22 protein-coding genes are annotated in these 25,678 nt (G+C 71.3%); 10 read left to right on the plus strand and 12 right to left on the minus strand.

All coding sequences use genetic code 11. The features are described from left to right. Position 1 precedes the first annotated feature (1 nt). The 6 genes from KF837_02070 to KF837_02095 form a co-directional block, all read right to left on the minus strand. Entirely contained in the window at positions 2-883 is an 882-nt protein-coding gene (locus KF837_02070) for a hypothetical protein (GenBank protein MBX3226064.1), read from the minus strand. Next, positions 880-2,484 (minus strand): serine/threonine protein kinase, encoded by a 1,605-nt coding sequence (locus KF837_02075; protein ID MBX3226065.1) that lies wholly within the window; start codon positions 2,482-2,484, stop codon positions 880-882. The genes KF837_02070 and KF837_02075 overlap by 4 nt, the downstream gene beginning before the upstream one ends. A gap of 451 nt (positions 2,485-2,935) precedes the next feature. Next, on the minus strand, positions 2,936-4,651 hold the full coding sequence (locus KF837_02080; GenBank protein ID MBX3226066.1) for a hypothetical protein: 1,716 nt from the start codon (positions 4,649-4,651) through the stop codon (positions 2,936-2,938). Then, entirely contained in the window at positions 4,648-5,739 is a 1,092-nt protein-coding gene (locus KF837_02085) for a hypothetical protein (protein ID MBX3226067.1), read from the minus strand. The genes KF837_02080 and KF837_02085 overlap by 4 nt, the downstream gene beginning before the upstream one ends. A 138-nt stretch (positions 5,740-5,877) precedes the next feature. Then, positions 5,878-6,747, minus strand: a complete 870-nt coding sequence (locus tag KF837_02090; protein ID MBX3226068.1) for a hypothetical protein — start codon at positions 6,745-6,747, stop codon at positions 5,878-5,880. 160 nt (positions 6,748-6,907) lie between these two features. Further along, positions 6,908-8,266 carry a short-chain fatty acid transporter gene (locus tag KF837_02095; GenBank protein MBX3226069.1) on the minus strand — a complete coding sequence of 453 codons (1,359 nt, stop codon included), beginning with the start codon at positions 8,264-8,266 and terminating at the stop codon, positions 6,908-6,910. Positions 8,267-8,329: 63 nt separating this feature from the next. Here KF837_02095 and KF837_02100 point away from each other — a divergent pair, with 63 nt between their 5' ends. Then, entirely contained in the window at positions 8,330-9,334 is a 1,005-nt protein-coding gene (locus tag KF837_02100) for a hypothetical protein (protein MBX3226070.1), read from the plus strand. A gap of 1 nt (position 9,335) precedes the next feature. On the opposite strand, the gene KF837_02105 is transcribed toward KF837_02100, so the two are convergent. From KF837_02105 to KF837_02120, 4 genes are all read right to left on the minus strand, one after another. Beyond that, positions 9,336-11,012, minus strand: a complete 1,677-nt coding sequence (locus KF837_02105; GenBank protein ID MBX3226071.1) for a CTP synthase — start codon at positions 11,010-11,012, stop codon at positions 9,336-9,338. A gap of 108 nt (positions 11,013-11,120) precedes the next feature. Continuing rightward, on the minus strand, positions 11,121-12,191 hold the full coding sequence (locus KF837_02110; protein MBX3226072.1) for a hypothetical protein: 1,071 nt from the start codon (positions 12,189-12,191) through the stop codon (positions 11,121-11,123). 92 nt (positions 12,192-12,283) lie between these two features. After that, a complete protein-coding gene (locus tag KF837_02115) occupies positions 12,284-12,898 on the minus strand; it encodes a c-type cytochrome (protein MBX3226073.1) in 615 nt (204 codons plus the stop codon). Beyond that, on the minus strand, positions 12,895-14,016 hold the full coding sequence (locus tag KF837_02120; GenBank protein MBX3226074.1) for a sulfite oxidase: 1,122 nt from the start codon (positions 14,014-14,016) through the stop codon (positions 12,895-12,897). The genes KF837_02115 and KF837_02120 overlap by 4 nt, the downstream gene beginning before the upstream one ends. 60 nt (positions 14,017-14,076) lie before the next feature. On the opposite strand from KF837_02120, the gene KF837_02125 reads away from it, so the two are divergent. Beyond that, the gene (locus KF837_02125) at positions 14,077-15,891 is read left to right on the plus strand and encodes a putative sulfate exporter family transporter (GenBank protein MBX3226075.1); all 1,815 of its coding nucleotides are present in this window, start codon (positions 14,077-14,079) and stop codon (positions 15,889-15,891) included. A 42-nt stretch (positions 15,892-15,933) separates the two neighbouring features. Here KF837_02125 and KF837_02130 read toward each other — a convergent pair whose 3' ends face one another. Beyond that, the gene (locus tag KF837_02130; protein MBX3226076.1) at positions 15,934-16,974 is read right to left on the minus strand and encodes a methyltransferase domain-containing protein; all 1,041 of its coding nucleotides are present in this window, start codon (positions 16,972-16,974) and stop codon (positions 15,934-15,936) included. 123 nt (positions 16,975-17,097) lie between these two features. On the opposite strand from KF837_02130, the gene KF837_02135 reads away from it, so the two are divergent. The 8 genes from KF837_02135 to KF837_02170 all read left to right on the plus strand — a co-directional run bounded on the left by KF837_02135 (position 17,098) and on the right by KF837_02170 (position 23,989). Next, a complete protein-coding gene (locus KF837_02135; GenBank protein MBX3226077.1) occupies positions 17,098-17,646 on the plus strand; it encodes a sigma-70 family RNA polymerase sigma factor in 549 nt (182 codons plus the stop codon). Next, on the plus strand, positions 17,643-18,209 hold the full coding sequence (locus KF837_02140) for a hypothetical protein (protein MBX3226078.1): 567 nt from the start codon (positions 17,643-17,645) through the stop codon (positions 18,207-18,209). The genes KF837_02135 and KF837_02140 overlap by 4 nt, the downstream gene beginning before the upstream one ends. Positions 18,210-18,216: 7 nt before the next feature. Further along, positions 18,217-19,500 carry a thioredoxin domain-containing protein gene (locus KF837_02145; GenBank protein MBX3226079.1) on the plus strand — a complete coding sequence of 428 codons (1,284 nt, stop codon included), beginning with the start codon at positions 18,217-18,219 and terminating at the stop codon, positions 19,498-19,500. 84 nt (positions 19,501-19,584) lie between these two features. Beyond that, positions 19,585-20,745, plus strand: a complete 1,161-nt coding sequence (locus KF837_02150; protein ID MBX3226080.1) for a VOC family protein — start codon at positions 19,585-19,587, stop codon at positions 20,743-20,745. Then, a complete protein-coding gene (locus tag KF837_02155) occupies positions 20,742-21,923 on the plus strand; it encodes a homogentisate 1,2-dioxygenase (GenBank protein MBX3226081.1) in 1,182 nt (393 codons plus the stop codon). The genes KF837_02150 and KF837_02155 overlap by 4 nt, the downstream gene beginning before the upstream one ends. Positions 21,924-21,976: 53 nt before the next feature. Next, complete coding sequence (locus KF837_02160; GenBank protein ID MBX3226082.1) at positions 21,977-22,336, plus strand: hypothetical protein; 360 nt, start codon at positions 21,977-21,979, stop codon at positions 22,334-22,336. Between the two features lie 99 nt (positions 22,337-22,435). Further along, positions 22,436-23,383, plus strand: a complete 948-nt coding sequence (locus tag KF837_02165) for a hypothetical protein (protein ID MBX3226083.1) — start codon at positions 22,436-22,438, stop codon at positions 23,381-23,383. Between the two features lie 48 nt (positions 23,384-23,431). After that, complete coding sequence (locus KF837_02170; GenBank protein ID MBX3226084.1) at positions 23,432-23,989, plus strand: Uma2 family endonuclease; 558 nt, start codon at positions 23,432-23,434, stop codon at positions 23,987-23,989. Positions 23,990-24,000: 11 nt separating this feature from the next. On the opposite strand, the gene KF837_02175 is transcribed toward KF837_02170, so the two are convergent. Beyond that, on the minus strand, positions 24,001-25,479 hold the full coding sequence (locus KF837_02175) for an ABC transporter substrate-binding protein (protein MBX3226085.1): 1,479 nt from the start codon (positions 25,477-25,479) through the stop codon (positions 24,001-24,003). Positions 25,480-25,678: the final 199 nt, after the last annotated feature.

Here is a 25,678-nt window from a genome sequence, read left to right on the forward strand (position 1 = left end):
TTTACTGCCATGAAAGGATCGTGCCGGCGCTCGCGCTCTGCGGCTCCGGGCTCGAGACGAGCCACAGCACGACCCCGATCGCGACGGCGGCGACGGCGACGCCGATCGCGACGTTCGTGTAGAGCCGCTGCGCGTTGAAGTCGTCGCGCGTCGCGACCGACGGTCGCGCGTCGTAGGCTTTCGCCGCGTCGAGCGTCTGGAGGCCGAAGTACGTCGCCGCGCCGCCGGCGGCCGCGGCGGCGCCGAAGGAGATCCAGGTGCCGACGGGAGGACCGCCTCGCGACGGAGGCGGCGGGGGAGGGGGGCGCTCGGGCTCCGCTGGCTTCGTGGTCTCGTTCTCCGGTCGGGTGAGAAAGTCCACCTCTCTCGTCTCGCCCGCGGCGACGTCGACGACCTCGGTCCGCGTCTCGCCGTCGGCGTACGTGACCTTGAAGCGGTGCGGGCCCGGCGCGACGCGCACCTTCGTCGCGGTCTCCTCGCGATCGTCGACGTCGATCCGCGCCTTGGACGGCGCCTTGATCGCGATCGTCCCGACCTTCTTCTCGAGCTTCGCGAGCTGCTTCTGCGCGACCTGCTGGTGCTGCGCTTCGAGCACGGGGGCCTCGAGCACGCGGTCGTAGAGCTGCGCCGCGCGGGCAGGGTTCTGCGCGAGCTCCCACGACTCCGCGGCGTTGAGGAGCGTCGCCGGATGCGGCGAGAAGAACGCGGCTTGCTCGAACGCGGCGGCCGCCTTCTCGAAGTCGCCGCGCGCGAACGCCGCCTTCCCGATCTGGAAGCTCTGCGCCGCGCGTTGCTTGTCGCTCTGCGGCGCGCCGGTCGCGGTCCCGCTCGTGGCGGCGAGGACGAGCGCGGCGATGGCGAAGATGCGAAGCGTGCGCCTCAATACGGGTTCTCGAAGCGAGGCGCGGCGGCGGCCGGTGAAGGTGCGGGCTTCGGCGCAGGCGCTGGTCGCGCGCGCCCGTGCGGAAGGATCGGACGATGGATCGCGGCAGGCGCGCTGCTCGCCACGGGCGGCGCGGAAGGAGCGCCGACGCCGGTCGGCGGCGTCGCGGTGGCGGCGGACGACGCGCCGGCGGTCGGAGGCGTCGCGGTGGCGGCGGTCGGCGGCGTCGCGGTGGCGGGCGGCGCTGGAGGTTCCACGGCGGTGACCGGTGCGACGACCGGCGTCGGGGGAGGGGGCTCGCGGCGCATCACGCCGACGCCGACGATGACGGCGATCATCAACATGGCCGCGAGGAGGAGCGGCAGCGTGTGGCCGCCGCTGCTCTTTCGCCTTGGCGTCTCCGTCGGCGCGTAGAGGAGCTGCGGCTCCGCGACGGCGACGGAGTCCGTCATCGCCTCGTGCATCATCGGCGGCCGGTACGGCACCGGCTCGTGCGCGCGCGTGTGCTCGAGCATCTCGGTGGGCGCCTCGATCGTCGCGGCGTTCTCGAGCATCTTGCGCTCCTCGAGCGCGTTGCGCGGCGTGGGCGGGCCGACCATGTGCTGGCGCTTCTTCGTGAGGCGGAGCTGCTCGCGGCGCGTCGCGATCTTCGCGCCGAGATCGCGCTCGAGCTGCGCCGCGACGTGGCGGTGGGTCGCGTCGATCCCTTCGCGCCGGACCGCTTCTTCGAGCGCGTCGGCCATCTCGAGCGACGTCTCGTAGCGCTCGAACGGATCGTCGCGCAGCGCGTGCATCACGATCTCGGCGATCGACGCGGGGATCTCGCGCACGACCGTCCGCGGATCGCGCACCTTCATGCTCTCGCGCATCGACACCGGCGCGGAGGGCGGCATGCGGAAGAGGCGATCGGTCGTGAGCAGCTCCCAGAACACGACGCCGGCGGAGAACAGATCGCTCTGCGGCGCGGCCGGAAAACCGCGGAGCTGCTCGGGCCCGATGTACCCGAGCTTCCCCTTCACCTCGCCGACGACGGTCTCCTCCGTCACGCGGCCGAACGCCTTCGCGATCCCGAAGTCCGCGAGCTTCGCGACGCCGTCGATGCCGACGAGGACGTTCTGCGGGGAGACGTCCCGGTGGACGAGGCCGAGCGGGTTCCCGTCGTCGTCCCGCAGCTCGTGCGCCGCGTGCAAGCCGCGCAGCATGTCGATCGCGATCCGCACCGCGACGCCGATCGGGATCCGGATCGTTCGCCCCCACTCGCTGAGCGACGTGCCCTCGATGAGCGCCATCGCCTGGTAGACGATGTCCCCGTCGGCGCCGAGGTCGAGCACCTCGACGACGTTGGCGTGCCGGATGCGCGAGGCGAGCTGCGCCTCGTCGAGGAACATCGCGCGGAACGACGCGTCGTGCGCGAAGTCGGGGCGGATCGTCTTCAGCGCGATGAGCTTCCGGAACCCGAGATCGCCCGTCTGCTCCGCCGCCCACACCTGCGCCATGCCGCCTTCTGCGATCTTGCAGAGCAGCTCGTAGCGCCCGAGCCGCGTGCCGGGCGTGAGCTCCTGCGCGGGGGCCCCAGCAGGCAGCTCGGCTCGAGGGATCACCCGGGTCATGCGCCTACCGACCAGGATACCAGGCGGATCCCGGCCCGCGACAGTGTCACCCTCCCGGGATCACTGAGGCCCGGACGCTGCAGCCTCGAAGCCGCAACCCAGCGTCTTTCTCGGGGCGCGGGGAGACGGAAGCAGATGCCCCTACCCCGCCGGTTCGAGCCATCGCGCTCCGAGAAGACGCAGGGAGCGATGACAGTACCGCATCGGCTCCGGCGGGTTCCGACACGTGCGTTACATCTGTCGCCGCCGCCTTCGCCGTTCGAGGACGAGCAACGCGACGACGAAGAGCCACTCGGCTCCGAGCGGCCGACCGCCTTGCGCGCAGCCCCCGGTGCCGGCGGCGATGATCCATGCATCCTTCACCGATGTGACGCAGCGGTGACACGTGACGGCGGTGCAACGCCGTTGTCACGACTCGCGTCACGACTGGTGGTCGCGCGTCTCAGCGGTTGCCGAAGGTCTGGGTCCGCAGGAGCGCGAGGAGCGGCTCGTCGAGCGCGGGATCGAACGAGACGAGCCACGGGTCGACGACGCCGTTCGTGAGGCGTGCGCCTTCCGGCATCCCGCGCTTGCGATGGAGCTCGATGACCATCGGCAGCGAAGGCACGCCGCCGCCGTGTCCGTACGGGCCGGTGAGGACGACGCCGCGGAGCGCGGGCGTCTTGAAGGCGCCGAGCGTCTCGGGATCGGTCGTCACGCGCCGGCGCGGCGTGGGGGCGTCGCTCCACTTCGAGTCGCTCCGGAACTCGTTCGCATCGTATTTCTTCCGCGCGGCGATGCGGCCGTCGTCGGGCGTGAAGTCCTCGCGCCCGGACGGGAAGCGCAGCGCGTGGAACGCGTCGTCGGTGAGGCGCGGGCCGTAGTGGCACTGCGCGCATCCGGCGGTGAAGAACGCGGCGAGCCCGTCCTTCTGCGCGTCGGTCAGCGCCTTCATGTCGCCACGCGCGTAGAGATCGAGGTCGGTCGGGTTCACGCGGAACGCGCGCTCGAACGCCGCCATCGCCTTGCCGGCGTTGACGAAGATGCCCGTGATCGTCTCCTGGTCCTCGGGCGCCATCGCCTCCCACGCGGGATCGCCGGGCTTGCCCTCGTTCGGGAACCGCCGCACGTCGTCGATGTAAGGCATCGGCCCGAACACCGCCTCGTAGTCTTCGTGGAAGCGCCGCTCGATCCGGTGCGCGACGTAGAGGCGCGACGAGCCGAACTCGGTCGGATCCTCGAGCGGCAGGAGCGCCTGCATCCACAGCGTGTCGGCGCGACCGTCCCAGAGCTGCCAGCGCTGCCACGCGGCGAGGATCACGGTCGGCGTGTTGCGCGTCGACTCGCCGACGCCGCCGACGGCCTTGACGCTGCCGTCGGTGAACTGACGCGCGGGGGTGTGGCAGCGCTCGCACGACACCTCCGCCGATGGAGAGAGCCCCTTGTCGTCGAAGAGCCGCCTGCCGAACGCGGCGGCGCCGGGCCGATCGCCGTAGATGTTCGTCGGATCGGGCGGCGGCCCGCCCGTGAGCGGCATCTCCTCGATCATCTTCCACTGCAGCTTCGTGAAGCGTCCGTCCACGAGCGGCGTCGGGCGCTGCGCGGTGCCGAGGACCGCGCTCTCGATCGCCTCGGCGGTGGGGTCGTCGAGGTCCGCCGTGATCGCCATCGTCTTCGGATCGACGACGAGCACGCGCGGCAGCTTCCGGTCGTCGACGACGAACGCGCCGTCGGGATCGACGACGACGGAGGTCGCGACGTCTTCGATCGACTGCCACCGCTTCGCGGCGTCGGGCTCGGGGAGCGCGGAGTCCTCGTCGCGGACGACGACGTCGAGCACGTTGGCGCGCTCGCGCACGCCGGCGGTGAGCGCCTCCGTCCCGTGCTCGGCGCTCGCGCGGCAGGTCCCGCAGAACCCGGCGACGACGCGGATCACGAGCGGCTTCAGCTCGCCGCACGAGTTGCTGAAGTCGGCGAACGAGAGCCGGCCCGCGGTCCCGTCGGCGCGGACGCCGGCGAGCGTGCGGTTCCTGACGACGCTGCCCTTCTCGGTGCCGTACGGCCCCGCCGGGTACGCGACGGGCGTGCACGGCTCCGCGACCGGCGCCGTCTTGGGCGGCGCCGTTTCTTCGCTGCATGCAAGGAGCACGAGAGCGAAGGCCGCCCGTCGTAGCTTCATTCGAGCGGGAAGATGCGGATCTGACGGAAGGTCGAGGCGTTGCTGTCCGCGACGAAGAGGCGCTTGTTCGTCTTGTCGTACGCGACGCCGCGCGGCTTCACGAAGGTCGTGCCCGCGAAGAGGGTCGACACGGTGCCGTTGCCCGCGACCTGGCGGATCTCGAGGCCGCCGCCGTCGGGGAAGTTCCGGAACTGGCCGGTGATGATCGAGCCGTTCGGTCCCTCCGTCATCGTGTCCGGGCTCGGGATCGTCGCGAACACGGCGTGCTCGTCGGAGATGCCGCCGTCGGTCGGCAGCGCGTAGATGAGGCCGCGGGTCTGCTCGCTGACGTAGAGCGTCTGTCCGATCACGAGCGTCGCGACCGGCTTCTGGAACCCGCCGGCGTAGTCGGTCTCGCCGTTGAGCGTGACCTTCGTGACCGTGCCGGCGTCGTCGTTGCTGTTCGCCATGCGGAAGTACGCGCCGAACATCGTGTTGCCGCCGCCGCCGCCGCCGCCGCCGCCTCCGCCACCACCACCACCACCACCACCACCGCCGCCGGAGGGCGCGAGCGTGAGCGCGACGCGGCGCTTGGTCGGATCGGTGTCCGGGACCTCGCCCTTCTTCGCGGCGTCGGTCGGGTGCACGAAGGCGATGCCGCCGCCGGTGCCGAAGCCGAAGCGCGGGACGACGAGCGTGCCGTCGCTGAGCCGGACGATCTGTCCGACGTCGGGCGCGAGCGAGGCGTCGGACGTGTTCGGGAGGACGGCGAGCTTCGCGAAGCCTGCGGTGTCGGTCCAGGTCCAGATGTCGTTGTTGCGGTTGTCGGCGATGTAGAGCGTCTTGCCCTCGTCGTCCCAGAGGAGCGTCGACGGATCGCCGTTGCCGGCGGGATCGAAGTCGAGGTCGCCGGAGCGAACGATGCCGCCGTCCGATCCCGAGTCCGTGTCTCCGCCCGAAGAAGAAGAGGAGGAGGACGACGAGGTCGAGGACGTCGAGGAGCCCGACGAGCCGGACGACGTCGACGTGGACGACGACGAGGTCGAGGAGCCGGGCGGCGGCGCGTCGTCGTCGCCACAAGCGAGGAAGACCCCGACGGGAAGGACCATGAGAGCGAGGAGAAGCGAACGCGAGCGGCGCATGCTCCTCACGTACTCGTGCGGCAGCGGCGCCGTGTTACACGTGCGCAGCCGGACGTTACACGCCCGTCAAATCGGCGCTCCTCTACTTAGTAGTCGGCGCTGCGCTCAGCCGTTACCGCCGCCGCCACCGCCGCCACCGCCGCCACCGCCGCCACCGCCACCGCCACCGCCGTTACCGCCGCCGGTGCCGTTGCCGCCACCACCGCCGGTACCGTTGCCGCCGCCGCCGGTCGTCGGCGGAGCCGCTTCGGCCGCGACCCACGCGTCGATCGCGCCCTTCGAGCCCGCCGAGAGCGGCGGTCCGAGGTGCTGGCCCTTCGTGACGAAGAGGCTGTTGGACTTGTCGTAGCCGGCCGCCTTGAAGAGCGTGTACGTGGCGGCCTCGTCGGCGCCGAAGATGATCTTCGCGCCGTTCGTTCCCGGCGCGGTGTGGCACGACGCGCACTCCGGCTTCACCTTCGTGTACGCCGCGGCGAACGCCTGCGCCGGCGTCAGGTCCGCCGGCGGAGCCGCTCCACCGCACTCCGAGGCGCACGTGTTCTGCGTGCACGCGTTGTAGACCTGCCAGTCGTTGAGGCCGGCGGCGTTGTCCGTCTTGCACTTCGCCTGGCAGGCGACGAGCGCGGCGTCGTCGCCGCCCGCGGTCGTGCACTCCTCCATGCACGTCTGCAATTTCTTGCAGTCTTCGTTGCCCTTGAAGCACGTGATCGTCGCCGCGCAGCAGCTGGCGTCGTCGCTCATGCACGTGTTGCACGTGCTGTTGTCGAAGGCGAGGTTCTCCTTGCCGAGGCAGGTGTTCGCTTTGTCCTCGTCGTCGTCCGTCGTCTTCTTCTTTTTCTTGCCCGAGCCCGCGCTGTCGTCGTCGTCGTCGTCGTCGCCCTCCTCCTCCACGGCGGCCGTTCGCTGGTTGCAAGCGACGGCGGAGAGGACGGCGAAGAGGGTGCTGCCGACGAGAAGGAGGGCTCCGAGGCGCATCGAGCCCCTCACAAGCACGCGCCATGCCCCCTTTGCGCACGAAATACGGGCCAGTGGACGAGGGGCCCTGCGCAACCTACATCGACGCCTGGATCATTCCTGATTTCGATCGGGGATCCATTGAACGAAGCAGATGCCAGTTCAAAATTCCGGGCTTCGTTCATCCGATGGTCAGCGCGAGCGCCAGGATGGGCAGGCACACGACGAAGAGCACGAGACAGAAGCCCATGATGTCGCGCGCGCGGAGGCCCATCAGGCCGAGGAGCGGGAGGCTCCAGAACGGCTGGTACATGTTGCCGAGCATGTTCCCGTACGCGACCGCCATCGTGATCTTGCCGTAGCTGACGCCGAGCTCCTTCGCCGCTTGCAGCATCGGCGGTCCCTCGACCGCCCACTCGCCCGCGCCGGAGGGCACGAAGCTCTTCGTCAGGATCGAGGCGAGGAACGTGAAGAGCGGGAGCGTCGTCGCGTTCGCCGCCTGGACGAAGACCTGCGCGATCGAGTGCGAGAGCCCGGTCTGCTTCATCACCTCGAGGATGCCGCCGTAGAACGGGAACTGCAGCACGATGCCGGAGACGCCGCGCACGCTCCGCGCGATCGCCTTCGCGTACGCGACCGGCGACTCGTGGAGCACCATCCCGAGCATGAGGAAGCCGCAGTTGACGACGTTGTGATTGAGGTCGAAGCCGTTCGCGCGGAAGTGGCGCACGAGGAACGTGAGCCCGATCGCGCCGGTGACGAACGAGAGGACGCGCGAGTGATCGAGCCGCCCCGCCGGCGTGTCGGGCCGCGCCGCCCCCGCGTCGCCGTCCGCCGGCGGGAGGTCGGCGCCCTCGACGCCGGTGACGCCGCTCTTCGGCTGCATGGAGACGACGAGGAGCGGCACCACGAGCGCGATCGCGGCGCACGCGAGGAGGTTGTAAGGTGCAAGCACCGTCTGGGTGAGCGGCACCTTCGCGTCGGGGCCGCTCACGCCGAGCACCTCGCTCACGAAGTTCTTCTCCGTGTTCATGAGCAGCGGCGCGCTCGCGGTGAGGCCCGCGTGCCAGAGCAGCATCGAGGTGTACGCGCCGGTGCCGAGGAGCGGGTAGTGGATCGCGACGCCGCGCGCGGCGAAGGTGCGGCCGACCTCGCGCGCGAGGAGCGCGCTCGCGACGAGGCCGAAGCCCCAGTGGAGCCACCCGGTGACGATCGCGAAGACGGTGACGAGGAGGAGCGCCTGCGTCGCGGTCTTCGGCATCGCGGTGAGCCGCGCGAGGAGCTTCTTCGCCGGCGGGCTCGCCGCGATCGCCTCGCCGGTGACGACGATGAGGATGATCTGGAGCCCGAACTTCAGGATCTCGGCGTTGCCGAAGCCGCCGGTCCACGTCGCGACGAGCCCGGCCGCGTCGCGCGTCTTCGCGAAGCCGAGCGCGAGCGCGACGAGCGAGAGCAAGAGCACGAGCACGAACGGATCGGGCATCCACCGGCGCACGATGCGATCGGCGAACCCTCCCGCCTTGGCGAAGACATGGACCACGGCGCGCGCACGATACCGCGAATCGAGCTTGCATCCACGGCGTCTTGGCCACTACCTGATCTCGTGAAGCGGCTCTGGGCATGCGCGTTCGCCGGCGCGCTCGCGGCGATCGCGGGCGGCGCCGAGGCGCAGCCGCTCAAGCGGGACGTCGCGCGCATTCGCACCGAAGCGACGTCGCCGCCGCGCATGCCCGCGCCGTTCATCCTGCCCGACCTCGCGCACTCGCGCCTCGACGTCGGCGTCGACGCGATTGTCGGCCGCCTCTCGGCGATCCCCGGCGTCGCGCGGACGAGCGCGCCCGCGACGCTCGTGCGCCCCGCGGTCGAGGCGAACGTGTTCGTGCCGCGGCGCGTGTACCTCGGCCTCGCATACCCGTTCGGGACCGCGCTCCCGCTCGACGGCGGTCTCGTCGAGGGCGAGGCGGCGCGCCCCGCCGGCATGCGTCGCTTCAGCGGCAACGTCGAGGCGCACGTGCGCACGGTGTTCCCGCTGCCGACGTGGCTCGAGATCGGCTTCGTCCTCGGCGTCGTGGTCCCGACCGCCGTCTTCGATCGCGGATATCGCCCGAACCGATCCGCGGTCGAGTCGGTGAGCTCGCTCGATCCCACCGGCTACGCCGGCTTCCTCCCCGGCCGCTTCGCGCTCCGTCCCGCGGGCGACCTCCGCATCCGGCGCGGGCCCGTCGTCTTCCAGGGGCGGCACGGCCTCGACATCCTGCTCGACAACCAGGGGATCGAGAAGGCGGCCCTCGTCGGCCGGCTCCTCGGCCACCTCGGCTACCTCGCGCGCCGCGACGTCGAGGTCTCGCTCGAGGCCTCGCAGGTGTACTTCCTCGCCTCCGACGACAAGGTGACGACGGGCACGGGGCCGGAGATCGCCTTCGCGGACCGGTACCGCGTGCGCGACGGGAACCGATCCTCGATCACGATCGGGCCCGCCGTGCGCGCGATGACGCGTCACTTCGACTACGGCTTCGCCTTCGTGACGAACCTCGGCGATCCGCGCTCGCCCGTCGCGGACGGCTTCATCGGCCTCCGCTTCTCGATCATCGGGCACGTCCCGCCGTGAGCTAGTTCGGCTGCGTCGTCGGGCTCTCGCTCGTCTTGCGCGGAGCGCTCGTCTTCGTCGCGGCGCGCTCGGCGGCGGCGCGGACGAAGCGGGCGAAGAGCGGGTGCGCCGCGGTCGGCTTGCTCTTGAACTCGGGGTGAAACTGGCAGCCGAGGAAGTAGGGGTGCTCCTTGAGCTCCACCATCTCGACGAGCTTCCGGTCCGGGCTCGTGCCGGAGAGGACGAGGCCTGCCTTCTCGAGGCGCTCGCGGTAGTCGTTCGCGAACTCGTAGCGGTGGCGGTGGCGCTCGCTGATCTCCGTCGCGCCGTAGGCGTCCGCCGCGATCGTGCCCGGGAGGAGCGAGCAGGGGAAGCCGCCGAGGCGCATGCTAGCGCCCTTGCTCCGCACGTTGCGCTGCTCGGGCATGAGGTCGATGACGGGGTGCGCGGTGTCGCGCTCGAACTCGGCGCTGTTCGCGCCCTCGAGGCCCGCGACGCTGCGCGCGTACTCCACCACCGCGAGCTGCATCCCGAGGCAGATGCCGAAGAACGGCACCTTGTTCGTGCGCGCCCAGCCGATCGCCTGGATCTTGCCCTCGGTGCCGCGGTCGCCGAAGCCGCCGGGGACGAGCACGCCGTCGACGTGGGAGAGGAGCTTCGCCGCCCCTTCGCGCTCGATCTCCTCCGAGTCGATGTAGTCGAGCTCGACCGAGACCTCGTTCGCGAGGCCGCCGTGGACGAGCGCCTCGTGGAGCGACTTGTACGAGTCCTTGAGGTGGACGTACTTGCCGACGACGCCGATCTTCACGCTCCCGCGCGCGGGCTTCTTGAAGCGCTCGACGATGCGCTGCCACGGCGCGAGATCGGGCGCGCGGCTCCAGATGTTGAGGCGATCGGCGATGAGGTCGTCGAGGCCCTCGGAGTGGAGGTGGAGCGGCAGCTCGTAGATGCAGGATACATCGATCGCGGAGATGACCGCGTCGGCGGCGACGTTCGAGAAGAGCGCGATCTTGTCCTTCGTCGGCTTCGAGAGCGGCTGCTTCGTGCGGCAGAGGAGGATGTCGGGCTGGATGCCGATCTCGCGCATCTCCTTCACCGAGTGCTGGGTCGGCTTCGTCTTCAGCTCGCCCGCCGTCTCGATGAACGGGACGAGCGTGACGTGGAGGCTGAGCGCGTTCTGCGGGCCGGCCTCGACCTTGAGCTGGCGGATCGCCTCGAGGAAGGGGAGGGACTCGATGTCGCCGACGGTGCCGCCGATCTCGATGATCGCGACGTCGGGGCGGTTCGCGGAGGAGTCGACCGCGTCGCGGACGCGCGCCTTGATCTCGTCGGTGATGTGCGGGATGACCTGCACCGTCGCGCCGAGGTACTCGCCGCGGCGCTCCTTCGAGATGACCGACTCGTAGATCTTCCCGGTCGTGAAGTTGTTCGCCCGCGTCATGCGGGCGGAGGTGAAGCGCTCGTAGTGACCGAGGTCGAGATCGGTCTCGGCGCCGTCGTCGGTGACGAAGACCTCGCCGTGCTGGTACGGGCTCATCGTGCCCGGATCCACGTTGATGTACGGGTCGAGCTTCATGATCGTGACCCGCAGGCCGCGGGCCTCGAGGAGCGCTCCCACCGATGCGCTCGCCAAGCCCTTCCCGATCGAGGAAACGACGCCACCCGTGACGAAGAGGAACTTGGTGGGCTTCCGGCTCATTGAATTGCCTCCGGGGCGATACCTCTACCTCCATCTCGGGCCGGCGTTGAGGCAAACCTGCCTCAGCGACCACACGACGCAGAAACCACGGGGAAACGGCGGTCGAGCTCAGACCCCGCGCGCCAGCGTGAGCAGGCTCGCGAGCGCTCCGGCGACGAACAGGGCGAGCGCGGCGAGGACGAGCCCCGCGCGCGCCGGCACCTGCCGCCGCGCGATCCGGAGGAGCGGGCGCCGCGCGTTCTCGCGGTACCCCGCGTCCGCGAGGGGCTCGAGCGCGAGCGGCTCGGCGGGGCCGAAGAAGACGCGGAGGAGCGGCGCGGACTCGTCGCCCGGCCCGAGCGGCCGGAGGCGGAAGCCGGGGACGCTCCCCTCGCCGGTGGCGCGGAAGAAGAGGCGACGCTGGACCGCGGCGAGGAGGAGCGCGAACGCGATCGTGAGGACGGCGGCGAGCACGCCGAGCCGTGCGTTCGTGAGGAGGAAGAGGCCCCACCCGCCGATCGTGATCGCGCCGGAGAGCTCGCGCGCGCGGTGCGCCGACCAGACCCGCCGCCGCGCCGCGCGCACGATCGCGACGCCGAGGACGGCGAAGCCAGCGAGCGCGAAGTCGAGGGCGCGCCCGCGGAAGAACGGCCGCGGGGGATACTCGCCGCGGCAGATCGACGGGCGGCTCGCGGCGGCGGCGCAGCGCGCGCGTCCGAGCTCGGCGCGCGCGCGATCGTGCTTGTCGTCCGCGGCGCGCGCGAGGGCGGCGTTCGCGTAGGCGCTCCCGATCAGGTCGCGGTCGGCGAGCGGGGCGAGGAGCGCGTACGCGCCGTTCGCGTCGCCGGCGCGCTCGAGCGCCTCGCCGTAGTCGGCGGTGAGCGGCGGCGCGGCGCCTCCGTGCTCGACCGCGAACGTGTGCTCCGCGCGGAGCTCGCGCGCGCTCGCCTCGATCTCGGCCGGCTCCGCGGCCGGATCGCGCACGAACGAGAGCGCGTGGAGCCGCGTCGCGCGCTCGTACACGCCGCCCGCCTCCTCGTGCAGGCGGCGCGCGCGGACCTCGCCCGCGAGAGAGCGCGCGGTCTCGACGTCGCCCTCGTCGAGCGCCGCCTGCGCCTCGCGCACCTTCGCGATCGCCTCGTCGTCCGCCATCGTCGCGTTGAGGCACGCGACGGTGAGGACGGCCGCGACCGAAGGCATCCCACTACGACAGCGCAGCCCTCGCCGCCACGCAAGCGGGCGCGCGCCCTTCAGCGCAGCCCTCGCCGCCACGCAAGCGGGCGCGCCCGCCTTCAGCGCAGCGAGCGCAGGTAGGTGAGGATCTCGGCGATCTCGGCGTCCGCGAGCTGCATCGGCGGCATCTTCCCGCGTCCCTTGCGGATGGTCCGCGCGAGCTCCTCGGCGCGGTAGAGGAAGGGACGGTCGACGAGGTTCGTGCCGATGTGCCCGCGCGCCTCCGGGCCGTGGCAGCCGGAGCAGCGATCAGTGTAGAGTGCACGCGCGTGATCGAGGCCGGCGTCGGGCGCGGCGTAGCGCCCGTCGGGCGTGGCCGCGACCGCGTCGAGCGCGGCGCTCTCGGACCGGAGCGGGAACACGTACGCCCCCGCGTCGGGGCCGAAGCTCGCCGCGAGCCACGCCACGAGCGCGGGCTCCTCGCTCGGCTCGAGGTTCGCGCCCCACGTCGCCATCTTCGTGACGACCTTCTTCCATTGCGCCTCCGTGAGCCGCTGCTGCTCGAGCATCTGCATCGTGTGGCAGGAGAGGCACGAGCGCTCCGCGACGCCGCGCGCGTCGATCGTCACCGGCGCGGGCGCGCTCGCTTCGGCCTCCACCGGCGGAGGCGGCGGCGGCGACTTCTTCGTGCACGCCGCGGCGAGGACGAGCGCGAGGGAGAGCGCGCGCTTCATGCGGCCGACCACGTCGCGGAGTGCCAGGCGTTCCAGAAGTAGCCGCTCGGGTTCCACTGTGCCTTCTCCGGCTGCACGTTGCCCTTCGCGTCGGTCGCGCGCGCGTGCGCCGTCAGCGTGCCGGTCATCGTCGCGGGGACGGTGAAGCGGAAGACCTGCCATCGTCCGGCGCCGGCTTCGCCCTCGAGCGTCGCGGGCTTCCAGGTCTTCCCGCCGTCGAGCGAGACCTCCACCTTCGCGATCGGCGCCTCGCCCGAGAAGGCGACGCCGGCGATCGCGTGGTCCTTCGCGGCCCCGATGATCGACTTCACCGGGAACGTCGTCGCGGTGCGCATCTTCTCGGGCGGCACCGCGGCGCCGGGCTCCACCGGCTCGATCGGCATCTTGTACGCGGTCTGCATGAAGAAGCCCGGCGCCTCCGTCTTCTCGACCGCGATGCGCGTGAGCCACTTCACCCAGTGATCGCCGGCCCAGCCGGGGACGACGAGGCGCATCGGCGCGCCGTGCTCGAGCGTGAGCGGCTCGCCGTTCATCGCGTACGCGACGAGGGTGCCGGGATCGAGCGCGCGCTCGATCGGGATGCTGCGGACGAACGCGGGCACGCTCGGCTTCGGCGCCGCGTCCGCCCCGCGGAGGTGCACGTGGGCGCCCTTCTTCAGCGCGGCGTCGAGGCCCGCCTTCTCGAGCAGATCCTTGAGGCGCACGCCGGTGAAGGTGGCCTGTCCCATCGCGCCGTGGTCCCACTGCAGCCCGGGCACGCGCGGCGCGTGGAACGAGCGGCCGTTCCCGGAGCACTGGAGCACCGCGGTGACGGTGACCTTCGGCAGCGCCTCGAGGTCGGCGACCTTCAGCGAGAGCTTCGACGTCACGAGCCCCTCGATCGCGAGCGCGCGATCGCGATCGAGCGCGGGCGGTCCGAAGTGGCTCCGCACGAAGAACGAGCGCGTGGGGATCGTGAGCTGCGTGAAGAGGTGCTGCGGGGTGGAGAGGTTCTGCGGATCGGCGCCGAGCTGATGGAGGACCGCCTCTCCCGCCTCTCTCGTCTCGTCCGCGCGCAGCGGCGACGCGAAGGCCAGCGCGACGCCCGCGCCGCGCAAGAGTCCGCGCCGCCCGATCATGGCGCGCACTTCATGCCGGGGGCGCGCCGAGGTCAAGGGCGCATGCTATGAGGCGAAGCCGTGAGGCGGCCGCAGTGGATACCGACGCGCTCCGACGTGCCGGGCGTCCTCTTGGCGCTCGTCATCGGTGGCGCGTCGGTCGGCCTCGTGAAGGCGCTGCCGTCGTCGCCGCTGATCTCGGACGTGCTCGTCGCCCTCTTCCTCGGCGCGCTCGTCCTCAACGTGCCGCCGCTGGCGCGCCTCGCCGGCCTCGGCCACGTCGGCAAGGAGCGCGAGCCGGATCGCTACGCCTCCGGCCTCCGCTTCACCGGCAAGTGGCTCCTCCGCCTCTCCATCGTCTTGATGGGCCTCAAGGTGCAGACCGGCTTCTTCGGCCGCACGGAGATCGAGACGATCTTCATCGTCGCGGGCGCGTCGATCCCGAGCACCTTCTTCTTCGCGCACGTCCTCGGCGTCGCGCTCCGCGTGCGGCGTCCGCTCGTCGATCTCCTCGCCGGCGGCACGATGATCTGCGGCGCGTCCGCGGTGAACGCGATCGCCCCCGCGGCCCGCGCGCACCGCGACGAGCAGGGCGTCGCGATCGCGGTCGTCTTCCTCTTCTCCGTGACCGCGATGCTCTCGTTCCGCACGCTCGCCTTCGCGTTCGGCCTCGACGCGTCGTTCGCGGGGCTGTGGAGCGGCCTCGCGGTGAACGACCTCGCGAGCGCGATCGCGGTCGGCGCGCAGATGGGGGAGGCGGGCGGCGTGATGGCGGCGGCGTCGAAGTCGGCGCGCATCCTGCTCCTCGCGCCGGTGCTCGTCTCGATCGCGCTCGCACGGCGCTCGAACACGAGCACGAGCGCGAAGAAGGGCCAGCTGACGAAGAGCGTCGTCGACGCGCTGCCGGCGTTCATCGTCGGGTACGTCGCGCTCGCGCTGGTGCGGGTCGCGGGCGATCGCGCCTTCGCGGGCGCGCCGGCGTGGGCGAGCTTCCTCGCGGCGGACAAGCTGGTCGTCGACGTCCTGATGTCGACGGTGTCCGCCGGCATCGGCCTCCACCTCGACGTGCGCTCCGTCCTCGCGTCCTCCGCGCGCGCGGTCGGCGTCGGCGCGGGCGCGTCGGTGTGGATGGCGGGCCTGACCCTCGCGATGATCGTCCTCCTCGCGCGCGGCCACACCGGCGTCGCGATCGCGCTCGGCGCCGCGGCGCTGCTCGCCGCCGTCGCGCTCCATCGCGTCTTCGCCGGCGAAGCGGCGAAGACGCGCGCGATCGAGCGGCGCTTCGAGGAGGGGCAGCTCCTCACGCTCGAGGAGTGCACGGTGCTGCTGGAGCAACGCGAGGCGGGCAGCGCGCTCGACGACACGTTCCTCCGTCGCTTGCTCGATCTCTTGAGCCCCTCCATCGGCGAGCTGATCCCGGCGCGCACGAGCCCGCTCGGTCACGGCGAGGGTTGTCGCTGGTTGACGTACTGGGAGGGGAAGACGGGCTGGGCGCTGGTCGCGGTGGTGCGGGAGCCGGGCTCGGTGACGCCCATCCACGCGCATCCTCATCGCATGCTCGGCAAGGCGATCGAGGGCCGCTTGGAGGAGCTGCGCTTCAAGGACGTCGCGGGCGGCGTGGAGCTCACGGCGCGAGAGGTGCTGGCGCACGAGCAGCTCGTCGAGGCAGAGGGCCTCGCGAGCCTGCACGTGGTCCGCGCCGTCGGCGACGCCCCGGCGATCGACATCCAGCTCCGCGGCCCCGAGGTCGGCAAGCCGGGCCGCCTGCTGCGTCCGGCGAGGGACGTCGACGTCCTCACGCTCCCCGTCGGCGCGCGCATCGACGCAACCGAAGAGATCGACGCCCGCCCCGGCCAGAGCGGCGACGGCGCCGCCGCCGGCCGCGCCGCGACGTGAGAGCCGCGCGTCGCCTGGCTCGCCGCACGCGAGCCTTTGCGGCTACGCGTGCGCGACGACGAGCATGCGTGAGGGCATTCGCAGGTTGCGGATGGCGTGCGGGTGCGCGAAGCCCGCGGCGGCGAGCCACTTCGTGTAGTCGGTGGCGCGGTAGCACGTCGCGTTCGAGGTGATGCGGAAGTAGAGGGCGAAGGCGTCGCCGCCGGCGTCGACGGGGGCGTCGTCCGGCGGCGTCTCGATCTCGAAGATGCCGATCGTCGCGCCGGGCTTCATCGCCGCCCTCACGCGGCGGAGGATGCTCAGGTTCTCGTCCGCGCCGAAGTGGTGGAGGATGTTGCTCAGCAGCACCGCGTCGCGGGGCGGACCGAAGTCGGCGGTGCGGAGGTCGCCCTCCTCGAAGGTGACGACGTCGTCGTAGCCGTTCGCCTTCGCGATCTCGCGCGCGGCGGCGAGCGCCTCCGCGCGATCGAGCACCGTGCTCCGCAGGCCCGCGTGCCTCCGCGCGAGGGCGGCGCCGAGCCAGCCGTGGGAGCCGGCGATGTCGAGCAAGTCGCGCGCGCCGGGGGGGACCGGGAAGTTGTCGACGACGAACCAGGACGACGCGCGCGCGTTCTCGAACATCGAGCGCTGGTAGAGCGCCCAGTCGGTGAACCACTCCTGATCGTGGAAGTCGACGCCTTTGCCCGTGACCAGGACCTCGTCGAGCTGCTCGATCATCCGCCACTGCGGCGCGCCGAACTGCGTGAACGCTTCGTACGGCTCCTTCGCGCCGGGGCCGTACCAGCGCCGCGCGCGGCGCGTGAGGGACCACGCGCCGGCGCGGAGCTCGACGTAGGACATCGCGCGCAGCACGCGCAGCAAGAGGCGCAGGCACTCCGCGTCGAGCGCGAGGTCCGCCGCGAGCTTCGGCGCGGTGATGGGGCCGTCCTTCGCGAGCTTGCGGAAGACGCCCGCGCGCTCCGCCGCGATGACCGCGCGCGCCTGGAGCGGGCCGAGGAGCGTGTCGAGGACGGGGAGCGGCGCGTCGAGGAGCTTCAACGCGACCCACTCGGGGAGGTTCGAGGCGGCGAGGCCGTATCGCATGCGCCGGGAATGATGCACCTTTTTCGAACGCTTTCGCGCGGCGAGAGATTTTTCGTAACTTTCGCTGCCGGAGCGCCAAGTACCGCCGTGGCCATCCTTGCTCGCCCTGGGCTCGTGCCCGCCATGCCGTTCCCGATCGCGGAGCGGACGGAGGCGGCCGCGATCGCCCCGGCCTTGGAGGCGCTCTACGCCGCGCACGGCACGCGCATCCACCGGTTCCTCCGCGACCTGCTCGGCGACGCGACCCTCGCCAAGGACGCGACGCAAGAGACCTTCGTCCGCGCGTACCGGAAGCTTGGGACCTTCGAGTCCGGCGCGAACGTCGTGCCCTGGCTCTTCGGCATCGCGCGGAACGTGTCGCTCGAGCTGCGGAAGGCGCGCGCGCGGACGGGCAAGTGGATGGTCTCCGATCCCGACGCCGACGCGGCGTGCGAGAGCAGCCCCGAGCGCGACCTCCTCGGGCGCGAGGCGCTGCGCGTGGTGGGGGCGGCGCTCTCGCAGCTGCCGGAGGAGCGGCGCGCGATGCTCTTGCTGCGGCTCGATCACGGGCTGTCGTACGACGACATCGCCGTGACGATGGGCTGCTCGCTCGCGAAGGTGAAGGTCGAGATCTTCCGCGCGCGCGAGGTGCTGCGCGACGTGATGGCGACGTACCAAGGAGGAGAGAGATGAGCGCGTGTGAGCGCGCGATCGAGGTCGAGGACATGATCCTCGGTCTCGATGCGGATGCCCGTTCGAGGTCCGAGCTCGAGGCCCACGTCGAGTCGTGTGCAGATTGCATGGAAGCACGCGACATGTTCCTCGCCGAGCGCGCGCTCTTCGCGGCGCGCCCCGCCGCCCCGCCGCCCGAGCTCGAGCGCCCCGCTGCGCGCGTGGTGCCGCTGCGCGCGTACGCGTCGCGGGTGCTCGCCCGTCTCGTCTCCACGAGGACGTGGGGTCCCGGGTTCGCCGGCGTCGCGGCCGCGGTCGCGCTCTTCGCGTTCGGGCACCCGTTCGCGGAGCGGCCCTCGCGCTCGCTCGTGGGGGACTGCGCCTCGAGCGCGCCGCCGGTCTCCGCTCCGGCCTCGGCCTCGGACGAGCCGCTCACGTGCGACGCGCGCGGCGTCTCGGCGCCCGCTCCCGCGATGACGCTCGCCTCGCACACGGTGGAGGCTCCGCAGTGCGTCGCGTCCGATCGCGCGACGTGCGAGCTCCCGGAGAGCATGAGCGTAACTTCTTCGCTCGCCACGCCATGAAGAGGACGTGAACAAGCTCACTCCTTGGATCCTCTCCCTCCTCACCATCACGCAGTGCGCCCACTCGGAGGCGGTCGAAGAGCCCGCGCCGACGAAGACCGCCGCCGCGGTCGCGCCGTCACCGACCGTCGCGCTGCTGAAGAGCGACGCCGACCCCGCGGTGAAGGTGCCGATCGACGGCCTGCCTTCGTTCGGGGACGAGAGCGCCGCCGTCACCGTCGTGATGTTCACCGACTACGAGTGCCCCTACTGCGCGAAGGCGAACGCGCGGTTCACGAAGCTGAAGGAAGAGTACGGCGCCGACCTCCGCGTCGTCGTCGCGAGCCAGCCGCTCCCGATCCACGACCACGCCGCCGCGGCCGCGCGCGCGTTCCTCGCCGCGGTCGAGCAAGGCAAGGGCGAGGCGATGCACGCGAAGCTCTTCGCGATGAACGACGCGTCGCAGACGATGGACGACGAAGGCCTCCGCGGCGCCGCGCGCGAGATCGGGCTCGACGTCGCCGCGTTCGACCGGGCGCGCACGGGGCCGTCCACGGCCTCCGCGCTCGCGAAGTCGGAGGTCCTCTCGAGCAAGCTCGGGGTGAACGGCACGCCGACGTTCTTCGTGAACGGGCGCCGCATCGTCGGCGCGCGGCCGATCGAGACGTTCCGCGCCCTCTTCGACGAGGAGCGCACGAAGACGCGCGCGAACGGGCTCGACTACGCTCATCTCATCGCGCAGCTGCCGGAGCCACTGCCGCCGAAGGTCGAGCTCGTCGAGGACGACTCCGTCTACGACGTCGACGTCGCGTCGGCCCCCACCCGCGGCGCCTTCCAGGGACCGATCACGGTGGTGCTCTTCTCCGACTACGAGTGCCCCTACTGCGTGCGGGCGGAGAAGACGCTGCGCGAGCTCGAGGCGCAGCGGCCCGGGCAGATCAAGATCGCCTACAAGTTCCGCCCGCTCCCGTTCCACAAGAACGCGCGGCTCGCGGCGAAGGCGTCGCTCGCGGCGGAGCGGCAAGGGAAGTTCTGGCCGTACCACGACGTGCTCCTCCAGCATCGCGACGCGCTCGGGCGCGACGACCTGATCAAGTACGCGACGGAGCTCGGGCTCAGCCCCGGCCGCTTCGAGCGCGACATGGATGATCCCGCGCTCGAGGAGCGCATCAAGGCCGATGAGGAGCAGGCGGACAAGCTCGGCGCGAAGGGCACGCCGACCGCGTTCATGAACGGCCGCCGCATCACCGGCGCGCAGCCGCTCCCGAGGTGGCTCGGGTTGGCGGAGCGCGTCAAACCGTCCGCGAACTGACGCAAGGTTTGCGTCTCGCCTCATCGAGCGACGGAGGTCGCGCGCGCCTTCAGCCCGCTCATCACCCGTGCTAATCCGCCGCTCATGTCCGGCGAGCACATCGGGATCACGGGTTACGACAGCTTCCACTTCGTCGTCGAGAACCTCGAGCGGAGCCGCAAGTTCTATCTCGAGCGCTTCGACTTCAAGGAGGTCGCGCGCGCGGGCGACGAGCTCGTGCAGCGCGGCGGCCAGCAGGCGTCCGTGTTCGGCGCGGGCGACGCGCGCGTCGTCGTGTCGACGCCGCTCCGGCAGTCGTCGAAGGCGGCGCGTTTCCTGAAGCACCACCCCGCCGGGGTGATGAGCCTCAGCTTCCGGGTGACGAACCTCGACGAGACGATCGCGTTCCTCGAGAAGCGCGGCGGCACGTTCCTCGCGGACCCGCTCGAGGACAAGGACGAGAGCGGCGGCACCTACCGCTCGATCGAGATCGCGACGCCGCTCGGCGACGTCGCCTTCCGCTTCGTCGAGCGCAAGGACTACAAGCGATTCGCGCCCGGCTTCGTCGACGTCGGCGGCGGGCACGCGTCGAACCCGGTCAACATGTTCGGCATCCGTGACATCGATCACGTCACGTCGAACGGCCTCACGATGCAGCCGATCATCGGCTGGTACCGCGACGTGCTCGGGATGGAGCCGTTCTGGGACATCAGCTTCCACACACAGGACGTCGCGAAGGCGCGCGTGTCGGGGTCGGGCCTCCGCTCGATCGTGATGTGGGATCCGAAGAGCGGGGTGAAGTTCGCGACGAACGAGCCGCTCCGCCCCCACTTCCGCGACTCGCAGATCGCGAAGTTCGTCGAGGACAACAAGGGCCCCGGCGTCCAGCACATCGCCTTCGCGGTCGACAACATCATCAGCTCGGTCGAGGAGCTGAAGCGCCGCGGCGTCGACTTCATGGAGACGCCGAAGGCGTATTACCTCGCGCTGCCGGAGCGCCTCGCCGCGCTCGGCATCACGAACGTGAAGGAGGAGATCGCGGAGCTCGAGCGCCTCCAGATCCTCGTCGACGGCGCGCACTCGAAGTACATGCTCCAGATCTTCCTCCGCGAAGCGGCGACGATGTACGACGAGGTTCGCGCGGGTCCGTTCTTCTACGAGGTCATCCAGCGCTGCGGCGACGAGGGCTTCGGCTACGGCAACTTCCGCGCGCTCTTCGAGAGCATCGAGCGCTTCCAGAAGGGCTCCCCCGCGAAGGCGTCATGATCGATCGCATGAGCGTCGGGCTCATGCCCGACAAGCCGCACACGGCGCTGCGCGACGAGAACGGGCACCTCTTCTACGAGGAGATGTTCACGCGCGGCGGCTTCAGCGGCGCGTTCACGTACCTCTACCATCGGTTCGCGCCGACCCCCGCGCTCGAGGTCACGCCGTCGCGCCGCGGCCACCCGGTCCCGAAGCTCCACGAGCCGGGGCTCCATCCGCTGAAGCGCCGCCTCTACGACACACGGCGGATGAAGGCGTCGGGCACCGTCTTCGACGGCCGCGTGCCGATCCTCTTCAACAAGGACGTCGCGATCTACTTCGCGGTCCCGGCCGCGAGCGACGACGCGTACTTCGCGAACGGCGACGGCGACGAGCTCTGGTACGTGCAGGAGGGCGCGCTCCGCCTCGAGTCGTCGTGCGGATGGCTCCCGGTGCGGGAGGGCGACTACGTCTGGATCCCGAAGTCGATGATCCATCGCTGGCACCTCGTCTCCGGGTCCGCGCGGATGATGTGCTTCGAGGGCACGCAGGGCGTGATGATCCCGAACGACTTCCGGAACCCGGTCGGGCAATTGAAGATGGATGCGCCCTACACGCATCGCGACTTCGTCCGCCCGGAGGGGCCGATCGCGACGCCGGACGCCATCCCGGAAGGGCCGCACGAGCTCTACGTGAAGAAGGGCGGCGCGTTCACGAAGCTCGTCCTCGAGCGGACGCCGATGGACGTCGTGGGCTGGGACGGCTTCGCGTACCCGTGGGCCTTCAACATCGAGAAGTACCAGCCGAAGACGGGGCTCGTGCACCTCCCGCCGACGATCCACACGACCTTCGCCGGACCCGGCTTCCTCGTCTGCTCGTTCGTGCCGCGCGTGACGGACACGCACCCGCAGGCGATCCCGTGCCCGTACCCGCACTCGAGCGTCGACTGCGATGAGGTCATCCTCTACGTGCGCGGCAACTTCACGTCGCGGCGCGGGGTGGGGCCCGGCGCGCTCTCGCTCCACCCCGCCGGCGTGGTGCACGGCCCGCATCCGGGCGCGTACGAGGCGAGCATCGGCACGGTGCGCACCGACGAGATGGCGGTCATGCTCGACACCTACCTGCCGCTGCTCCCGACGCTATCGTCCCAAAGCTTGGAGGATGCCGGGTATCATGACACCTGGCGCTCCGCGAAGTAGCGTCCTCTTTCGACGAACCACCGATGGGGCGGACGCTCGTACTTGCCGCAGTGATGAGCCTCATGCCGAAGGGCTGCGCGGAGCTGCTCGGGCAGGGGCAGCCTCCGCCGCCGCCGGCCGAGCCCCCGCCGCTCCCGCCGTCGAGCGCGCCGCCGCCGCCGGTGTTCGTCTTGCCGGACGACGGACCCGGACCGTCGCCCGCGCCGACGGCGGCGCCCGAGCTCCAGAAGGCGCGCGCGGCGGCGGAGGCGCGCGACTTCAAGAAGGTCCGCGCGCTCCTCGAGAAGAAGGTGAAGTCGGGCAAGGGCAACCGTGAGGAGGCCACGCTCCTGCTCGAGTCCTGCAGCGCGCTGAAGGACAAGCCCTGCATGGAGATCGCGAAGAAGGCGTACCCCGAGCTCGAAGGCTTCTGATCGCAGCGGTTGGTTCCGCGCTTGCTCTCACGAGCAGGCACGATGTCTCTCACCGCCCGAACCGCCCGATCCGCCTCCGTTCTCGCGCTGCCGGCGCTCATGGCTCTGCTCTCGGCGTGCGGAGGTGCTCGCAAGAATGCCCCCGCGCCACAGACGGGTGAGGCCACGCTGACCGCGGCGCAGCTCGAAGGCGGCGGCCTCGAGAAGATCCTCGTCACCGAAAAAGGATCGATCGCGATCGTCGAGCGCGACGGTTGCATGGCGATGGTCCGCGAGACGCCGACGCCGAGCGGGCCCGTCGACGAGATCCAGACGCGGTGCGCGAAGCCCGAGCGCATGCAGAAGTGGTTCGAAGGCGCGGACAAGGTCGCGTCGAAGATGGCGCTCGAGCCGATGAAGGTGCCGGAGCGCCCGGCGTTGCGTCATCACGGGCGCGGGCACACGCTCGACGAGGGCGACGAGAGCGCGCAGGCGATCGTGGACCCGCGCGGACCCGCGACCGCGAAGGTGCTCACCGCGAACGGCCGCCTGATGCGCGTGACGAAGGACGCCGACGTCACGCGGATGAACGCCGAGGTCCGCGCGTTCGCCGACGAGCTCGCGGGCGCGGAGAAGGTCGCGCCCGGCCCCGCCTCCGCGAACGGCTGGCAGATGCTCCACGTCAGCGGCCCCGCGCGCGTCATGTTCGCGGGCACGCCGACGCGCGGCACGCTCGACGCGCGCGTCTCGACCAACGGCCAGTACCTCTGCGAGTTCACGACCGTGTTCGGCGGCGACTCGCCGGTCCGCGCGACGAAGAGCGGCTGGCTCAAGCCCGCGAGCGCCGCCCGCGCGATCGACGTCGTGCTCGGCCCATGGAGCGCGCCGACCGCCGCCGTCCCCCCACGCACGGCGTTCGCCGCCGGCATGAAGGGCGGGACCGAGCAACGCTCGAGCCCCGCCGCCACCGCCGCCGTCTTCGAGCTCTTCGGCGAGGTCCAGGAGGCCCTCGGCGACGCGTGCCTCCCGGAGCTCGAGCCGCCGACCGCCGGGGCGCTCGGCCTCTAGCCTCGGCCGCGTCGAGGCGTCGAGGCGTCGATGCTAGAATCGCGGTCGATGCTGGCCCACGATCTCGCCCACGCAAGACCCCGCCGCATTCGCCGCGCCGAGTACGATCGCATGGCCCAGCTCGGCTTCTTCCGCGGCGAGCGGGTCGAGCTGATCCGCGGTACCGTCGTCGCGATGTCTCCGATCGGTCCGCCTCACTCGAGCGTCGTCGATCGGCTGACTCGGTTGCTCGTTCGCGCGCTCGATCCTCGTGCGCTGGTCCGGATTCAGCAACCGTTCCTCGCGCACGACGAGTCGGAGCCTGAACCCGACGTCGCGGTGGTCCCCGACGGGCTCTACGCCGACGCCCATCCGGATCGCGCGTTTCTCATCATCGAAGTGGCGGAGTCCTCGCTCGACTACGAGCGGGAGGCGAAGGCGCCGCTCTACGCCGCGTCCGGCGTCGACGAATATTGGATCGTCGACGTCGCGGCTCGCTCCATCGAGGTGTACTCGCACCCCGTGAACGGTCGCTACCGTAGCCTCCGCACCGTCGACGAGGACGGCTCCGTCACGATCGCCGCGTTCCCGGACGTGACCATCGAGGTCGCGACCCTCTTCGCGTGACCGAATGACCACTACGGAAGCCGGGCGAGGTCGAGCCAGCGGCCTTCCGCGCTCGGCTGGAAGCCCGCGGCGCGCGCGCTCGTCACCGCGATCTGGTCTTCGTGCCATAGCGGGATGAGGGAGGCGCGCGCGGCGATCGTGCGTTCGAGGTCGGCGTAGAGCGCGCGGCGCTCCGTGGGATCGTTCTTCGCGGCGGCCTGATCGAGGAGGCGATCGATCGCCGGATCGCGGACGCGGCCGCGGTTCGCGCCGGCGGGGGGGACGTTCGAGGAGTGGAGGAAGAAGCGGAGGACGTTCGGCTCCGTCACCTCCGGCATCTGCAGCATCGCGAGCTCGAAGTCGCCGGCGTTGAGGCGCGCGAGCATCGTCCCGAGCTCGAGCGGCACCACCTCGAGCTCGATCCCGAGCGGCGCGAAGTCCTGCGCGAGCTGGCGCGCGATCGTGTTGCGGAGCCGATCGGTCGAAGTGAGGAGCGTCAAGCGGAGCGGCAGGGGAACGCCCGCGGCGCCGAGCTCCGCGCGGACGCCGTCACGATCGAACGCGATCGCGGCCGCCGGCGTGTGCGCCCAGTGCGTGGGCGGCAGCAGCGTGCTCGCCGCCGTCGCGTGGCCGGCGAAGAGCGTCGCCGCGATGCGCGCGCGATCGATCCCCGCCGCGAGCGCGCGCCGGACCTTCTCGTTCGCGCCGAGGCCGCTCTCGTGGTTCACGAGCAGGTAGGTGAGGTTCGCGCCTGGACGCGCGACGACGTCGATCCCTCGCGTCTTCGTGAACGAGGGCAAGAGGGTGGGGGAGAACCCGTTGACGACGAGGTCCGCGCGGCCGGCGTGCATCCGCAGCGCGCGCGCGTTCTCGTCGTGCACGGTGCGGATCGTGACGCCGTGCGCCGGCGCCGGCAGCGCGCCGTCCTTCGCCGGCGCGAGGACGATCGCGCCCTCTTCTCGTCGCGCGACCATGAACGGACCGAGGCCGTCGAGCGAGCCGTCGCCGCGCGGAGGTCCGGCCGCCTCGTCGGCGCGGAGGATCGGGATCTCGAGATCGGTCAGCAGCGTCGCGTGCGGATGCTTCAGCGAGACGAGCACCGTGCGCTCGTCCTCGATCGTGACGCGATCGATCGGCTCGACCACGCGCGCGTGACGCGAGCCCACCGCCGGCGACTGGAACGCGGCGATCGTCGCCGCGACGTCGCGCGCGCCGAACGGCGCGCCGGAGTGGAACCGCGCCTCGCGGAGGCGCACGCGGAGGCGGCCCTCGTCCCACTCCCACGATCGCGCGAGGTACGGGCGCGGCTCGAGCGTGCTCGGATCGAGGCGCACGAGGCCGGCGTGGAGGAGCCGCGTCGTGCGGAGCGCGACGGCGTCCGTCGCGTAGCGGGGATCGAGCGTCTCCGCGTCGGTCGGGACGAGCATCTCGATCGGGCGGGTCGCGTCGGACGCCGCCTGGTCGCGCGTGCACGCGGCGAGTAGCAGGAGCAGGGCCGCGCGCCGACGCATGCGCCGCGTCTACCAGAGAACCCCCTCCACGACTGTGTCCACCGCGACGGACCAATGGAATCAGCGTGGATGTGGTCACGGCGCCCACATCCGCGTTTCAGAAATCGAGGAAATTTTCAGATCTCCGCTCCGGCGAGCCGCGGCACCGAGGTTGCTCAAGAGACAACCGGAGGTGATGACGATGCGAGCTGTCCCCATC

The sequence above is a fragment of the Labilithrix sp. genome (genome assembly GCA_019637155.1).
Lineage (GTDB): Bacteria > Myxococcota_A > Polyangia > Polyangiales > Polyangiaceae > Labilithrix.